Here is a 15,283-nt window from a genome sequence, read left to right on the forward strand (position 1 = left end):
CCACAAGGAAACGATGATGAATCTGCCAGGAATGAACCCCGAACGAAATCTGCCGGGGTATGAATTTGCCCGTATGACCGGTGCAGGAGCGAGTGATTTTGATTTTAAAGCCCTCGGCGCCGCCATGGATTGTACCCGTGAATTTGCCGAGGCTGGCATCATCTATGCCGATGGTCCCGAGCGTTATCTTGTGCGTCCGAGTAAACGCCACCCCAACGGGCAGAGCGGCATCGTCACTCACGTTATCGTCACCAAAGCCGCCGCCCAGCCGACCAACTCCAGCAACGGGAAAGCGCTGACGGAAGCGGTCTCCGCAACCTCAATGGGCACCGAGATTGCCTCAACGGTGCTCTCCTGCGGCGCGATGCTCATCACCGCGGGCGTGATGGCCGCCGGCACCGTCGCAACACCGCTCACCGCTGGCGGCAGCACCGTCCTGGTGGCGATTGGCTACGCGGGCACGGCGGCGACCGGTTTGCAGTGCCTTAACGGCATCTACCGCGTGTACGATCTGGTGGAGAACGGCGGTGAAAATGTCGCCTGGCTCGATTCGCAGGAGTGGTATGTTGCCACCTCAACCTCGCTGGATCTTATCTCTCTGGCGAGCGCCGGTGGCGCGCTGAAAGAGGCACTGGCGACCTGGAAAGCGATGAAGTCGGTTTCTTCGCTGAAAGCAACGCAGTGGCTGAAAGAGTATCCGCGCCAGGATCGCGCCCGCCTGACGGAGCTGATTATCCGCGCGCAGAACCCCGGCATCAGTAATAAAGGCATCAAAGCCGCCATCCGCGCCGGTCTCTATCCGAAACGCTTCCCGGTCGAGCCGGTACAGGTTGAGCTGACCCGCCAGCTGGGCCAGGTGGTAACCAGCGCGGCGGCACTGGCAGGCAGCGCGGTGAGTGGCGTGATTGCCGCACCGGGTAACGTGCCACGCACCGGGCGCTATATCGTCGGCACCATTCAGTCGCTGGCGGTGATCTGATGTCGTTGTTGAGCTGGCTGACGGGATCGGTGTTCTACGATTTATGGCAGCACGGGCGTGAAATCGAGCCGCTGATAGCGCGCAGAGATGAACGCGTCCTGTCGCGCTCCACGCCCGAGCTGGAGCGCCACTTTGACAAAACCGCCGCCGAGCAGCCGCGCCAGAACGGTTTCCCGCTGGCGTTTGTCATCCTGCTGCTGCTGGTGGCGTTTGCGCTCAATCTGCTGACTCTGCTGCGCATCTTGCCAGGGTTGACGCCGCCGCTGCACGCGCTCGCCTTTTTTGCGCCTGCGCTGGTGGTGCTGGCGACAACCCTCAGCAGCATGTTTATGCTGGCGCGCGGCTTTAGCGCCGGGCTTGCCGGTTTCGCGTATCTCTTCAGCGGCTTGCTGCTGGTGACCGTCGTCCAGTTAGTGATGAATCTGCTGACGGGCGGCGGCGCGGCGATACCGTTGCTGATTGCGCTGGCGGCGTTAGCTGGGTGTCGGTGGTTGCTGAATGGTGAAGGGTTTGTGCTGTTTGCGCTTTACTGTCGGACAGCGCGTCTGACAAGAGTGGCGAGGGATTTGCGGCTGAAGTCTCGTTAAGGCGGGGAAAACATAAACCCCCGGCGTGGCGGGGGCTCTGACCGTTGCAGCTTAGTCAATAAGCTGCTTGCTGAGCATCGGATTCGAATGAATCAGGCGCATCAGTTTCATCTCGGTGGCGGTGGGTGTTATACGTTGTGATTCCCACTCATGCACCATTGAGACCGAGACTCCCATCGCACGAGCGAAGTCATCAATCTTCAGACCGGTCCCACGTCGCAATTGTTCAAAGTCACTAAAGGAATTCGGCTTCTTGCTCAGGGTTCCCGTCTGCGCAACATCTTTCTTAAATACGATCTGTTCGAGACTGCTCATCAGTTCAAACATCGGGTCTTTGTACTCCATTGAGCACTCCTCATAAAATCACACAGCGGATATCGTGATACAGCCTGATAAGAATAGTCGGGAAAAAACCTGGCGTATGATTTCGCCAGTGATTATTTGCGTTGTAAGCGGGATATATGCGCTCAAAAATGTACCTTCTGCCGCTTAAATTTTTCTTAATTGATTGATTAATAAGAGAGCGATTTTGCTCGGTATAAATTTGTAAATCGTCAGCAAAAATTTGGATTAAGAATAATCCGACCGGGATCACGGAAAATATCGTGCCAAAACGGATCCGCGCGTTTTTGTGTGTAATGAAGGGGTATCTTGCGAGGCTGACCTGGACTATCCTTGTAGGCCGTTGGGCACGCGTGTGCCGAGAAGCGGTTTTATGGGTAAAAGGAGTAATAAAATGGCGACAGGACAGTCCTGCTCTCGCTGGTTTGCGTCTCTTGCGGCGCTATTGATGGTAGTAAGCCTGAGTGGGTGTTTTGATAAAGAAGGCGATCAACGTAAAGCGTTTATCGATTTCCTGCAGAATACGGCAATGCGCAGCAGCGAACGTCTGCCGGCGCTGACGGCGGATCAGAAAAAACAGTTCGGCCCGTTTGTCTCTGATTATGCGGTTATCTATGGCTATTCCCAGCAGGTGAACCAGGCGATGGATTCCGGTCTGCGCCCGGTCGTTGATAGCGTTAACGCCATCCGCGTGCCGCAGGATTATATGACGCAGCGCGAGCCGCTTCGCCAGGCCAACGGCTCTCTCGGCGTGCTGAGCCAGCAGCTGCAGAACGCGAAAATGCAGGCCGACGCTTCCCATGCCGCGCTCAAGCAGGCAGACGATCTGAAACCGGTCTATGACCAGGTTTACACCAAAGTGGTGACCAACCCGGCTAACGCGCTGCAACCGCTGATCCCGGCGGCGCAGGTCTTCACCCAGCAGCTGGTTCAGGTGGGCGACTTTATCGCGCAGCAGGGCACGCAGGTGAGCTTCACGGCGAACGGCATTCAGTTCCCGACCTCCGAGCAGGCCAGCCAGTATAACGCGCTGATAGGGCCGCTGGCGGCGCAGCATCAGGCGTTTACCCAGGCCTGGACGGCAACCGTCTCAGGAATGAAATAAGTAATAAAGTTGCGGTGAAGCGCGGTCGCCAGTGGCTGGCGCGACACCTGCTACATCCGCGCCTGAAAGGAACGGCCTGTTGATGGTCGTTCCGCTCCCCTTCAGCCAGGAGCGGAAGCCCTATCAGCGCTTTTTCCTCAACACTTACCTGTCTCAGTAAATCTTCGCAAACAAGTCGTGTAAATCGCTGAGCCAGCCCATCACCTTTACCCATGAACGCGATTAGATTTCAACGTAGGGGTCATTTATCAGTGGAAATAACCAAATATTTACATTTCATTCCATGGATACTTGTTGTGGTAATAGTCGTTTCTTCACTTAAAGGAGTTAAAGTTAATAAAGAAGAGAACACGCTAATTAGACAATGGAATACCAAAGATAAATGGCAAGGCGAAGTGACTGCTGCATCCATCATTGACTGGAAACAGTTAAACGTCATGCGTAACTTTGACTACTTCTACGAGTTCACGCTGGAGAGCAATATCGGCGGGAAAAAAACGGTATTGAAAGCCGCGGGCGTGATACCCGTATCGCAAGCGAAGCTGATAAAAAATGGCGCATCGGTCGTCGTAAAATACAGTCTTCAGCCCAAAAAAACCGCCGTTGAGTACATTGTCGATCCTGAAGGGCAGCACCACGTCGAGTTACCTTAAGCTGTTGCTCGCAACCCAGCAGTAAGCGGATGCAGGGATAAAAAAAGAGGCGATATGATCGCCTCTTTTTTATTGCTGAAGTGATCTTAGCGGACGACCTGCGGGTTAACGCAGTTCTGCTCCACTTTGCCATTCAGCGCATTAATCAGGTTATCGACCGCGCAGGCCGCCATGTTGTAGCGCGTCTCGTGGGTCGCAGAGCCGATATGCGGTAGCGCCACCACGTTGGGCAGCGACAGCAGCGGTGAATCTGTCGGCAGCGGCTCCTGCTCAAACACATCCAGCCCGGCGGCGTCTATTTCGCCGTTTTGCAGCGCCTCAATCAGCGCCGCTTCATCCACCACCGGGCCGCGCCCGGCATTAATAAAGATGGCGGATTTTTTCATCATCGCGAACTGCGCTTTGCCGATCAGATGCTGCGTCTCTTCAGTGAGCGGCAGCACGACGCAGACAAAATCGGACTCCTGCAACACCGTGTCCAGATCGCAGTGGCGCGCCTGAAAGCGCTCTTCCGCTTCCGTGTGCTGGCGGCGGGCGTGGTAAAGGATCGGCATGCCGAAGCCGCAGTGCGCGCGCTGCGCCAGCGCCAGGCCAATGCGTCCCATACCCACAATGCCCATCGTTTTATGGTGTACATCGATGCCGAACCAGTCCGGCCCGATGCTTTTAGTCCATTCGCCCGCTTTAACGCGTTCAGCCACATCCACCACCCGGCGGGCGCTGCTCAGCACCAGCGCCATAATGGTATCGGCCACGGTTTCGGTCAGCACGGTCGGGGTGTGCATCAGGGCAATCTTGCGCGCGTTCAGCGCATCCACATCAAAATTGTCATAGCCTACCGAAACGGTCGAGGCGGCACGCAACTGCGGCATCTTCTCCAGCAGTGCGCTGTCCACCGTCTGGCTGGAGCCTAACAGCCCCTGTGCATTAGCAAACGCCTCGGCGTGTTGCTGCACCGTTTCTGCTTTCAGGTTAGCAATCTGTGTGACGGTAAAGTGCGTCTCCAGTCGTGCGAGCAGATCATCGGGCAAGGCTTTGTACAGGATGACAGATGGCTTCATGCGGTTCTCCCTTGTGACGGTGCGCCTGCCGGAATCTGCTTATTGTTAGCAGGCTTAACAATTAAAGTAAGCCATACAGAGGCGAAAAGTGCCACCCCCATAAAGATGTACGAGGCGGACGGGCTGCCGGTCGCGCCGTTGAGGTAGCCGACAAACCACGAGCCGCAGAACGAGCCGAGCGCGCCCATGCTGTTGATCAGTGCCATGGCGCCGCCCGCAACGTTGCGCGGCAGCATCTCCGGGATAATCGCAAAGAAGGGGCCGTACGGTGCGTACATCGCCGCCCCGGCAATCACCAGCAGGGTGTAGGAGATCCAGAAGTGGTTCGCGCCTACCGCCCACGAGCCGATAAAGGCGAATGCACCAATCAGCAGCAGCGGCCAGACAAAGAGTTTACGGTTTTGCAGCTTATCGGAGGCCCAGGAGGCGAGGATCATCGCAATGGTTGCCGCCAGATAGGGGACGGAAGAGAGCCAGCCCACTTCCACCATGCCGAGGTTGTCGCCGCCGCTGCGGATAATTGACGGCAGCCACAGCACAAAGCCATACACGCCGATGCTCCAGGCAAAATATTGCAGGCAGAGCAGCACCACATTGCGCGAGCGGAAGGCTTCGCTGTAGTTGCGAACGGCTTTAATGCCCTGCTGCTCTTTATCAAGCTGCGTTTGCAGAGCGCGCTTCTCATCTTCGCTCAGCCACTTCGCCTGGCTCGGTTTATCTTTTACCAGCACCCACCAGCAGAAGGCCCAGATCACTGCCGGCACGCCTTCGATGATAAACATCTCGCGCCAGCCGAAAGACTGGATCAGGTAGCCGGAGACCACCGACATCCACAGCACCGTGACCGGGTTGCCGAGGATTAAAAAGGTGTTCGCCCGCGAGCGCTCTGATTTGGTAAACCAGTTACTGATGTAAATCAGCATTGCTGGCATCACTGCCGCTTCCACCACGCCAAGGATAAAGCGGATGGCGGCCAGCATCGGGATATTGCTCACCACGCCGGTCAGCGATGCGCAGGCACCCCACAAAATCAGGCAGATAAAGATCAGTTTGCGCACGCTGCGCCGTTCGGCGTAGACCGCGCCGGGGATTTGGAAGAAGAAGTAGCCGAGGAAAAAGAGCGCACCCAGCAGCGAAGAGATACCTTTGGTAATGCCAAGATCTTCATTAATCCCGGCCGCAGAAGCGAAACTGAAGTTCGCGCGATCGAGGTAGGCCAGACTGTAGGTGATAAATACAATCGGCATGATATAGAGCCAGCGTTTGGCTGAGTTGGTGGCGTTGCTCATAAGGTTGCCTCTATGGTTGAGGTTATTCTCCGCCTGTTATGTAGGGTACAGGCGGTTTGAGTATCGACGAAACGGGCGCTTACAGCGCGCCCAGCTCCGCACGGGTTGGCAATCCTTCGCTGTCGCCGGGCACCTGAATCGCCCGCGCGCCGATGGCATTACCCCGGCGCACCGCATCGTGCAGCGTTTTTCCTTCCAGCAGGGCGCTGATCACCCCAACGGCAAAACCATCGCCTGCGCCGACGGTATCAACAACCTTCTCGACGATGATCGGCGCAACTGCCCCCTGTTGACCGTCGGCAGCTTTAAACCATGCGCCGTCAGGGCCGGTTTTGATAATTACCGCCTTCACGCCGCGTTGCAGATAGAAGTCGGCAATCCCTTCCGGCGTCTGCTGACCGGTGAGAATGACGCCCTCTTTCAGCCCCGGCAGCACCCAGTCTGCCTGCAAGGCGAGGGCATTAAGCTTCTCGACCATCTCCGCTTCGCTCTTCCACAGCACCGGGCGCAGATTGGGATCAAACGACAGGGTTTTGCCCTGCGACTTCATCGCCTTCGCCGCATGCTCCAGCAGGGCGTAAGAGGTGGTAGAGATTGCCGCCGCCACGCCGCTCATGTGCAGGTGACGCGCATCGCTGAACAGCGCGGCGTTAAAATCCTCCGGTGAAAGATGGCTTGCAGCGGAACCCTTGCGGAAATACTCCACAATGGGATCGGTTCCATCATCGCATTTCGATTTCAGCTGAAAGCCGGTCGGGTAGCGGGTATCCAGCGTTACGCCGGCGGTATCAATCCCCTCTTTGCGTAGCGTGTTAAGGATAAATCGGCCAAAGCTGTCATCGCCGACGCGGCTGACCCAGCTCACTTTCAACCCCAGCCGTGCAAGGCCAGTGGCGACATTTAATTCGGCTCCTGCCGCACGTTTAATAAAGTGTCCGGCCCCGGCGAGATCGCCGGTTTCGGTGGCGACAAACATCGCCATCGCTTCGCCAAGGGTGATGACATCCAGCGCGTTATGCATGGCTGAACTCCTTACGTAGCAGAGAGACATAGTGACGGGTTACAGCGGTCAAATCGTCGCCTTCGAGCGGAAACTCGATGCCGCGCGGTATATCGCCAGGCAAGGCGTCGAGCAGCGCCAGCCAGCGCGGATTTTCGGCATTGGGCGGTGTGGCGCGGTGTTGGCCGCCTGCCTGCTCAACGGCTTTAACGTGCACATAGCTGACGGCGGGCGCGAGCTGGCGCGCGGCCTCTTCCGGCGTGTCACCGACCCATAGCCAGTTGCCGGTATCAAAGGTGAGCGTGACGGGGAGGTGCGCGGTGTGGCAGGCGGCTTTAAAGCGCAGCATCGGCGCGAGCTTGCCACACTCGGTTTGATCGTTTTCCACTACCAGCGGCACATCGCTTGCCGCCAGCCAGCCGCGCAGGGTCTCCAGCACGGCGTTATCGTTGAAATGCCCCAGCGAGACTTTCAGCCACAGCGCTTTCAGTGTGCGGGCCTCTTCCAGCAGGGCGGGCAGGCGCGGGTTTAAGCTGCCATCTTGCAGGCAGAGCGGCTCCGGCGCAGAGTAGCAGGCCAGCAGGTTATGCATATCAATCGCGAAGGCCAGCGAGGGCAGGTGCGACAGCTCTTCCGCGCTCAGCAGTTCGCGGCGAATCTCCACGCCGTCGGCACCGGCATCGGCGATGAGAGGCAGCGTGCCGACCTGGCCGCCCAGCGCCGCCACCTGGTCATGACCATACGCGGCGGTAACAACAATAATTTTTCTTTCCATCTTCCGGTTCCCCGATAACGGCAGGGTGATTAGCTTCCATTAACGCTAGATGGAACCGGTTCCAAAGAAAAGTTCACTGTGTCGAATTTATGATCGGCATCACGAAGGGGAAAATTAACGCGACGTGGAGCCGCGCACGATCAGCTCACCGGAGAAAACCCGCTCGTGAACCGTGTCGCTGTGCCCCTCAATGCGGCGCACTACCTGCTCAACGGCGGCAAAACCGATCTGCCAGGTGGGCTGTTTTAGGGTGGTAATGCCCACCCCCGCCAGCTCTGCCCACTCCAGCTCATCAAAGCCCAGCAGGCCGATATCGCTGCCCCAGTTCAGGCCGATGCGCTTTAGCGATCGCGCCACCTGCAACGTTAATGCGCCGTTGGCGGAGATCACCGCTTTGCGCATACCGCGATGGCGGGCATGGAACTGGCGCAACGTGTTATCGAGCTGCGCTGCTTCGTGCAGCACCACTTCTGCATCTTCCGCCACCACACCAGGGTAGCGGGCAAGGGTGGTGTGAAAAGCGTGCAGCCGCTCGCGGCGGGTGTTGACGGTGCCCAGCGGTTCGCTGAGGAACAGCAGCGCTTCAAAACCCTGTTCAATCAGGTGTTCGGTGGCGGTGGTGGCGGCCTGGGTATTATCCAGCCCGACGACATCGCAGGCGAAATCGGGGATTTTGCGGTCAATCAGCACCATCGGCAGGGAGGATTGTTGCAGGCGGTTCAGCCCCTCTTCGCGCATACCCACGGCATTCACCACAATCCCCTCCACCTGGTAGCTGCGCAGCAGGTCAAGGTAGTGCAGCTCCTGATCGACTTCGTTATTGGTGTTACAGACCAGCGGCGTAAACCCCTTTTCGCGGCAGGCAGCTTCGATGCCGCTCAGCACGTGCACGGAGTAGGGGTTGGTGATGTCGGCGATAATCAGCCCGATAAGCCGGGTGCGCCCGCGCTTGAGACCGCGCGCCATCAGGCTTGGGCGGTAATCCAGATCGGCGATAGCCTGTTCAATGCGCGCCAGCAGGGCCCCGGAAAGGAGATGTTTTTCACCGTTGAGATAGCGTGAAATACTGGTTTTTCCGGTGTTGGCCGCTTTCGCCACATCGCTGATGGTTGGGCGCGTCGTTTTCGCCATTGTTGCTTCCCTCGCCGTAACTGGTTGCCCACACCTTAGCGCGAAATCGCGGGCAATCAAGCACTAACCTGCGCTTATCACCCGCCGTGCGGCGGTAATGACGTTTAATTCTTTGCCAAACGCGCCCCGCCGTGGATGATAGAGCGCAAACAACACATCCGACACCACCTGCAAGCTATTCAGGAGCGCGCTTTGGCAAACTCTGCTATCAAAACAGTTCTTACGGCGGCCCACTGGGGCCCGATGCTGGTCGACACCGACGGTGAAAAGGTGCTCGCCTCACGCGGCGCGCTGCCGACCCCTTTCCCCAACTCGCTGCAAAGCGTGGTGCAGGAGCAGGTTCACAGCCCAACGCGTGTGCGTTATCCGATGGTGCGCAAAGGCTTTCTCGCCTCGCCGGAGAGCCCGCAGGGCGTACGCGGGCAGGATGAGTTTGTGCGCGTCAGCTGGGATCAGGCGCTGGATCTGATCCATCAGCAGCATAAACGTATTCGTGACAACTATGGCCCGGCGTCAATCTTCGCTGGCTCCTATGGTTGGCGCTCCAACGGCGTGCTGCACAAAGCCGCAACGCTCTTACAGCGCTATATGAGCCTCGCGGGCGGCTATACCGGTCATCTGGGAGATTACTCCACCGGCGCCGCGCAGGCGATTATGCCGCATGCGGTTGGCGGGAATGAAGTTTATCAGCAGCAGACCAGCTGGCCGCTGATCCTTGAGCACAGCGACGTAGTCGTGCTGTGGAGCGCCAACCCGCTTAACACTCTAAAAATTGCCTGGAACGCCTCAGATGAGCAGGGCATTCCTTACTTTGACGCGCTGCGCAACAGCGGCAAGCGGGTGATCTGTATCGATCCTATGCGATCGGAGACCGTCGATTTTCTTGGCGAGCGCGCCGAGTGGATTGCGCCGCATATGGGCACCGATGTGGCGTTGATGCTCGGCATCGCCCATACGCTGGTGGAAAACGGCTGGCAGGATGATGATTTTCTCTCCCGTTGCACCGTTGGCTACGAGATTTTTGCTGCCTACCTCACCGGCAAAAGCGATGGCGTGGCGAAAACGGCGGAGTGGGCGGCAGGCATCTGCGGCATTGAAGCAGCTAAAATTCGCGAACTGGCGGAAGTTTTCCATAAAAACACCACCATGTTGATGGCGGGCTGGGGCATGCAGCGCCAGCAGTTTGGTGAGCAAAAACACTGGATGCTGGTAACGCTGGCAGCGATGCTTGGGCAGATCGGTACGCCGGGCGGCGGGTTTGGCCTCTCTTATCACTTCGCCAACGGCGGCAACCCGACGCGCCGCGCGGCGGTGCTCGCCTCAATGCAGGGGCTGGTGAAGGGGGGAACCGATGCGGTGGAGAAATTCCCCGTCGCGCGCATTGTTGAAGCGCTGGAGAACCCCGGCGCACCTTACCAGCACAACGGCATGGATCGACACTTCCCGGATATTCGCTTTGTCTGGTGGGCGGGCGGTGCCAACTTTACCCATCATCAGGATACTAACCGCCTCATCCGCGCCTGGCAGAAGCCGGAGCTGGTCGTCATCTCCGAGTGTTTCTGGACTGCCGCGGCAAAACACGCCGATATCGTGCTGCCCGCCACCACTTCGTTTGAGCGTAACGACCTGACGATGACCGGCGATTACAGCAACCAGCACCTGGTGCCGATGCAGCGCGTGGTGCCGCCCCAGTTTGAGGCGCGCGATGACTTTGAAGTGTTCGCGGAGCTGAGCGAGCGCTGGGAAGCGGGTGGGCGGGAGCGCTTTACCGAAGGGAAGAGCGATCTGCAGTGGCTGGAGACCTTCTATACCATCGCCGGCGAGCGCGGGGCGAGCCAGCAGGTGACGCTACCGCCGTTCGCTGAGTTCTGGCAGGCGAACCAGCTGATTGAGATGCCACAGAGCGAGCAGAACGCGCGCTTTGTACGTTACGCCGATTTCCGTCGCGATCCGCAGGCGCACCCGCTGAAAACGCCGAGCGGTAAAATTGAAATCTACTCTGAGCGCATCAACAGCTTTGGCTATGCTGACTGCCCGCCGCATCCAACATGGCTGGAGCCGGATGAGTGGCACGGCAATGCCGAACCGCAGCAGCTTCAGGTGCTCTCTGCGCACCCGGCGCACCGCCTGCACAGCCAGCTCAACTTCACCCGTCTGCGCGACGAGTATGCGGTGGCCGGGCGCGAGCCGATTACGCTCCACCCGCTGGATGCGCAGGCGCGCGGCATTGCGCCGGGCGACGTGGTGCGGGTATGGAATCAGCGCGGGCAGGTGCTGGCGGGCGCGGTGGTGAGCAGCGGCATTAAGCCTGGCGTGATCTGCATTCATGAAGGGGCATGGCCAGATCTTGAGCCAGCGGCGAATGGGCTGTGTAAAAACGGCGCGGTAAACGTGCTGACCAAAGATCTGCCCAGCTCGCGGCTGGGCAATGGCTGCGCCGGAAACACGGCGCTGGCGTGGGTCGAGAAGTACCGCGGCCCGGCGCTTACGCTGACGGCGTTTGATCCGCCTGCCAGCTCATGATCCACGTCGGATGACCGGTCTCCTCCTGCCATGCGCGCTCGGAAAGGGTAAAGCCCTGCGCATGGTAGAAGTTCACCGCCCGCTCATTCTGCTGGTAAACCTCAAGGCTTAACCGGGAAAAACGCTGTTTAACGTGGTTAATCAGCGCTTTCCCGATCCCCTGGCCAAACGCCTGCGGGCGCACAAACAGCGCGCCGATAAACTGCTCGTCCATTACGCTGACAAACCCCTGCAGTTCACCTTCGCGCTCAACGACCCAGGTTTTCGCCGCCGGAAGGTAGGCGTCGCGCACCAGCGCTTCGCTCTCCTGCCAGTAGCTGGCCTTAATAAAGGGGTGGGCGAGGGTGGTGCTCTCAAGCCACAGCGCCAGCAGCGGGGTTAAATCTTCACTGTTCCATGCGCGAATCATGCGTCTCTCCCGGGTAACAGATGCAGCCGACGACGTGGTCATTAACCAGACCGCAGGCCTGCATAAAGGCATAACAGATCGTTGAACCGACAAATTTGAAGCCGCGTTTTTTCAGCGCTTTTGATAAGGCATCGGAAACGGGCGTTGAGGCGGGGATCTCGGCGAGCAGTGCGGCGTGCGCGATCTGCGGCTGGTTATCGACGAACCCCCAGATAAAATCTGAAAATGATTCACCGTTCGCCTCCATCGCCAGGTAGGCGCGCGCATTGCCAATGATCGCTTCAATCTTGCCGCGATGGCGAATAATCCCGCTATTTTGCAGCAAGGTATCGACCTCCTGCGGCGTCATGGCGGCGACGCGCGGCGGGTCAAAATTGTGGAAGGCGTGACGATAATTCTCCCGCTTTTTCAACACGGTAATCCACGACAGCCCCGCCTGCTGCCCTTCGAGACAGATCATCTCGAACAGCTTTTTACCCTCTCTTTGCGGGACGCCCCACTCGTTATCGTGATAATCGAGATAGAGCGGGTCCTGCGTAACCCAACCACAACGCTGCATATCCATACTCCGTTTGTGAAGGAAAAATAAACGTCGGCCTGCCTTGACGTTAACCCCAGAAAGACAATATTTATTACAGGGCTTTTGCCCGCTCTAACAACGATAACAACTACGCCGGATTCGGCTCTTCTCTGGAGTCGTAAAATAATGAATACAACACGCAGTGGCCTGATGATGTCGCTGCTGCCTGCCTGTCTGCTTTTTTCGCAGACGACGGCGGCGTGGCAGCAAGAGTATGTCGGTGCTGATGACACCGATGGACGCTATCGCTGGGATAGTGAACGGCAACCCCGTTATAACGATATTCTTGAAGAGCGCATTCGTTCGACGCAAAACTCGCCGGGGCTGGCAATTAATCTCCCCGATACGTCGCCGCTCGATACGATTAGTACCATGAGCCTTGGCTGGAATATTCCGCTCTCCAGCCACGTTACTACCGGCCCGGTGGCGGTGTGGCATTACGATGGCTCAACGACCTCAATGTATAACGAATTCGGCGACAGCGCGACCAACGTGCAGTACAGCGATCCGCTGTGGCACGCCAGCGTCAGTTCGCTGGGCTGGCGTGTCGATAGCCGCTTTGGCGATCTGCGTCCGTGGGCGCAGATCAGCGTTAACCAGCAGTTTGGCGAAAACGTCTGGAAGAGCCAGTCGGGTCTTTATCGCCTCACCGCCGCCAACCAGTATGGTAACTGGATGGATGTGACGCTGGGCGCTGATATGCTGCTCAACCCGCACCTCGCCGCCTATGCGTCAATGTCGCAATCGGAAAACGAGGCCTGGGGGCAGAACTACCTCTACAGCATGGGAGTCAGCGCCCGTTTTTAGCTCGATTAAAACAATCTTTTTACAGTCTGGAAACAATAGCGGCGCGTTTTGTATTGATAGTATGTACTAACTCACACTTAATATTCGCCGCATTGATATTTCGCGCGGTCATTCATTCCCGCTCAGCGGCATTTCATTCCTCTCTCGTTGCATTTCATGCCTTTTTTACCCTGGCATGAAATGCGCTTCGTTATGGTTGTCGGCAGTGAATTCCTTTTTATTCTTCTGCGGGACAACTGCCATGAATAGTTCCTTTGCTCAACACACTCGCTGGCTGACGCTGGTCGGCACCATCATCACGCAGTTTGCGTTAGGGTCGGTTTACACCTGGAGTTTGTTCAATAGTTCGCTGGCGGAAAAACTGGGCGAACCGGTAAGCCAGGTCGCCTTCTCCTTTGGCCTGCTGAGCCTTGGCCTTGCGCTCTCCTCCTCGGTGGCCGGCAAACTGCAGGAGCGTTTTGGCGTGAAGCGCGTCACCATCGCTTCCGGTCTGCTGCTCGGCCTCGGCTTCTTCCTCACCGCGCACGCCACCAATTTGATGATGCTGTGGCTGAGCGCCGGGGTGCTGGTTGGCCTGGCAGACGGCGCAGGCTACCTGTTAACCCTCTCTAACTGCGTGAAGTGGTTCCCGGAGCGCAAAGGGCTGATTTCCGCCTTCTCGATTGGCTCTTACGGCCTTGGCAGCCTTGGTTTTAAATTTATCGACAGCCACCTGCTGGCGACCGTCGGCCTGGAAAAGACCTTTATGATTTGGGGCGCGATCACGCTGGTGATGATTGTCTTTGGCGCGATGATGATGACCGATGCCCCGCTGCAGAAAGCCTCTACCGTCAACGGTGTGGTTGAAAATGACTTCACTCTTGCAGAGTCGATGCGTAAACCCCAGTACTGGATGCTGGCAGTGATGTTCCTGACCGCCTGCATGAGCGGCCTCTATGTGATTGGCGTGGCGAAAGATATCGCGCAGGGGATGGTGCATCTTGACATGGCGACGGCTGCTAATGCGGTAACAGTGATCGCGATTGCTAACCTTAGCGGCCGCCTTGTGCTGGGTATTCTCTCTGACAAGATTGCCCGCATCCGCGTGATCACCATCGGCCAGGTGATTTCATTAGTGGGTATGGCCGCACTGCTCTTCGCACCGTTAAATGCTATGAGCTTCTTTGCCGCCATCGCCTGCGTTGCCTTCAACTTCGGCGGCACCATCACCGTCTTCCCGTCGCTGGTGAGTGAGTTCTTCGGCATCAACAACCTGGCGAAAAACTACGGCGTGATTTACCTCGGTTTCGGTATCGGCAGCATCTGCGGCTCGATTATCGCCTCCCTGTTCGGCGGCTTTTATGTCACCTTCTGTGTCATCTTCGCTCTGCTGATCCTCTCGCTGGCGCTCTCTACCACCATCCGCCAGCCGCAGCGCGAGGTCTACCAGCAAGCGCACGCGTAATAATAACCTGACACGAAAAACCGCCGTCCTTTACGGCGGTTTTTTTATCTGCGCCGCACACTTTCCGCAAAGCGACTATCCTTAATAATCAGGTTCATCCAACAGAAGGAGTGACAAATGTCTTTAGAGAAAGTGGTTTACCGTGCTAAAGCGAAAGCAACCGGGGGACGCGATGGCCGTGCAACCTCCTCTGATGGCGTGCTGGATGTCAAACTGGGCGTACCGAAAGAGATGGGTGGCCCTGGCGGTGAAGTGACTAACCCAGAGCAGCTGTTCGCGGCGGGCTACTCGGCCTGTTTCCTTGGCGCGCTAAAACACGTTGCAGCAAGCGAGAAGAAAAAAGTGCCGCAGGATGCTTACATTGAAGGTCAGGTAGGTATTGGGCCGTTGCCGACCGGTTTTGGTATCGAAGCGCAGCTGGATATTCACCTGCCGGGCATGGATCACAAAGAAGCGGAAGAGCTGGTGCAGAAGGCGCATATTGTTTGCCCGTACTCCAATGCCACCCGCGGTAACATTGATGTAAAACTCAATGTAATTACTTCCTGATAACCCATCGCGGTTAACATTTTTTGTCATCGGCCATCTATTTTTTGTA

Annotated in this window: 16 protein-coding genes; 8 read left to right on the forward strand and 8 right to left on the reverse strand. The window is 57.5% G+C overall.

Features of this window, described 5'->3' with window-relative positions:
• The first annotated feature begins 16 nt into the window (after positions 1-16).
• The gene (gene ssp4 / locus PU683_RS01715; protein ID WP_277170469.1) at positions 17-979 is read left to right on the forward strand and encodes an Ssp4 family T6SS effector; all 963 of its coding nucleotides are present in this window, start codon (positions 17-19) and stop codon (positions 977-979) included.
• Positions 979-1,566 (forward strand): hypothetical protein, encoded by a 588-nt coding sequence (locus PU683_RS01720; protein WP_277169818.1) that lies wholly within the window; start codon positions 979-981, stop codon positions 1,564-1,566. Before ssp4 ends, PU683_RS01720 begins: the two co-directional genes overlap by 1 nt.
• Before the next feature lie 51 nt (positions 1,567-1,617).
• On the opposite strand, the gene PU683_RS01725 is transcribed toward PU683_RS01720, so the two are convergent.
• Positions 1,618-1,911, reverse strand: a complete 294-nt coding sequence (locus tag PU683_RS01725) for an HTH-type transcriptional regulator (protein ID WP_042718609.1) — start codon at positions 1,909-1,911, stop codon at positions 1,618-1,620.
• Positions 1,912-2,302: 391 nt separating this feature from the next.
• Between PU683_RS01725 and PU683_RS01730 the strand changes: the two genes are divergently transcribed.
• Both PU683_RS01730 and PU683_RS01735 read left to right on the forward strand, forming a co-directional pair.
• Positions 2,303-3,013 carry a DUF3053 domain-containing protein gene (locus PU683_RS01730; protein WP_042718608.1) on the forward strand — a complete coding sequence of 237 codons (711 nt, stop codon included), beginning with the start codon at positions 2,303-2,305 and terminating at the stop codon, positions 3,011-3,013.
• Positions 3,014-3,309: 296 nt separating this feature from the next.
• On the forward strand, positions 3,310-3,666 hold the full coding sequence (locus PU683_RS01735) for a hypothetical protein (protein ID WP_277169819.1): 357 nt from the start codon (positions 3,310-3,312) through the stop codon (positions 3,664-3,666).
• 86 nt (positions 3,667-3,752) lie between these two features.
• Here PU683_RS01735 and ghrB read toward each other — a convergent pair whose 3' ends face one another.
• The 5 genes from ghrB to PU683_RS01760 form a co-directional block, all read right to left on the reverse strand.
• Entirely contained in the window at positions 3,753-4,727 is a 975-nt protein-coding gene (ghrB, locus tag PU683_RS01740; RefSeq protein WP_277169820.1) for a glyoxylate/hydroxypyruvate reductase GhrB, read from the reverse strand.
• The gene (locus PU683_RS01745) at positions 4,724-6,016 is read right to left on the reverse strand and encodes an MFS transporter (protein WP_277169821.1); all 1,293 of its coding nucleotides are present in this window, start codon (positions 6,014-6,016) and stop codon (positions 4,724-4,726) included. The genes ghrB and PU683_RS01745 overlap by 4 nt, the downstream gene beginning before the upstream one ends.
• Before the next feature lie 79 nt (positions 6,017-6,095).
• Positions 6,096-7,037: a sugar kinase gene (locus PU683_RS01750; RefSeq protein ID WP_277169822.1), complete on the reverse strand. Its 942-nt coding sequence runs from the start codon at positions 7,035-7,037 to the stop codon at positions 6,096-6,098.
• Positions 7,030-7,791, reverse strand: a complete 762-nt coding sequence (locus PU683_RS01755) for a sugar phosphate isomerase/epimerase family protein (RefSeq protein ID WP_277169823.1) — start codon at positions 7,789-7,791, stop codon at positions 7,030-7,032. Before PU683_RS01755 ends, PU683_RS01750 begins: the two co-directional genes overlap by 8 nt.
• 114 nt (positions 7,792-7,905) lie before the next feature.
• The gene (locus tag PU683_RS01760) at positions 7,906-8,922 is read right to left on the reverse strand and encodes a LacI family DNA-binding transcriptional regulator (protein ID WP_277169824.1); all 1,017 of its coding nucleotides are present in this window, start codon (positions 8,920-8,922) and stop codon (positions 7,906-7,908) included.
• A 192-nt stretch (positions 8,923-9,114) separates the two neighbouring features.
• Between PU683_RS01760 and PU683_RS01765 the strand changes: the two genes are divergently transcribed.
• The gene (locus tag PU683_RS01765; RefSeq protein WP_277169825.1) at positions 9,115-11,445 is read left to right on the forward strand and encodes a molybdopterin guanine dinucleotide-containing S/N-oxide reductase; all 2,331 of its coding nucleotides are present in this window, start codon (positions 9,115-9,117) and stop codon (positions 11,443-11,445) included.
• On the opposite strand, the gene PU683_RS01770 is transcribed toward PU683_RS01765, so the two are convergent.
• Positions 11,408-11,854: an N-acetyltransferase gene (locus PU683_RS01770; protein WP_277169826.1), complete on the reverse strand. Its 447-nt coding sequence runs from the start codon at positions 11,852-11,854 to the stop codon at positions 11,408-11,410. The two genes, PU683_RS01765 and PU683_RS01770, sit on opposite strands and share 38 nt — an antisense overlap.
• Positions 11,832-12,413: a DNA-3-methyladenine glycosylase I gene (gene tag / locus PU683_RS01775; RefSeq protein ID WP_277169827.1), complete on the reverse strand. Its 582-nt coding sequence runs from the start codon at positions 12,411-12,413 to the stop codon at positions 11,832-11,834. Before tag ends, PU683_RS01770 begins: the two co-directional genes overlap by 23 nt.
• 147 nt (positions 12,414-12,560) lie before the next feature.
• On the opposite strand from tag, the gene PU683_RS01780 reads away from it, so the two are divergent.
• The 3 genes from PU683_RS01780 to PU683_RS01790 all read left to right on the forward strand — a co-directional run bounded on the left by PU683_RS01780 (position 12,561) and on the right by PU683_RS01790 (position 15,234).
• Positions 12,561-13,241 carry an autotransporter domain-containing protein gene (locus PU683_RS01780; RefSeq protein ID WP_431190919.1) on the forward strand — a complete coding sequence of 227 codons (681 nt, stop codon included), beginning with the start codon at positions 12,561-12,563 and terminating at the stop codon, positions 13,239-13,241.
• 241 nt (positions 13,242-13,482) lie between these two features.
• Entirely contained in the window at positions 13,483-14,685 is a 1,203-nt protein-coding gene (locus tag PU683_RS01785; protein ID WP_277169828.1) for an L-lactate MFS transporter, read from the forward strand.
• A gap of 117 nt (positions 14,686-14,802) precedes the next feature.
• Positions 14,803-15,234 (forward strand): organic hydroperoxide resistance protein, encoded by a 432-nt coding sequence (locus tag PU683_RS01790; protein ID WP_277169829.1) that lies wholly within the window; start codon positions 14,803-14,805, stop codon positions 15,232-15,234.
• The last annotated feature ends 49 nt before the right edge of the window (positions 15,235-15,283 follow it).

The sequence above is a fragment of the Candidatus Kosakonia sp. 282A-S69 genome (genome assembly GCF_029433855.1).
Taxonomy (GTDB): domain Bacteria; phylum Pseudomonadota; class Gammaproteobacteria; order Enterobacterales; family Enterobacteriaceae; genus Kosakonia; species Kosakonia cowanii_A.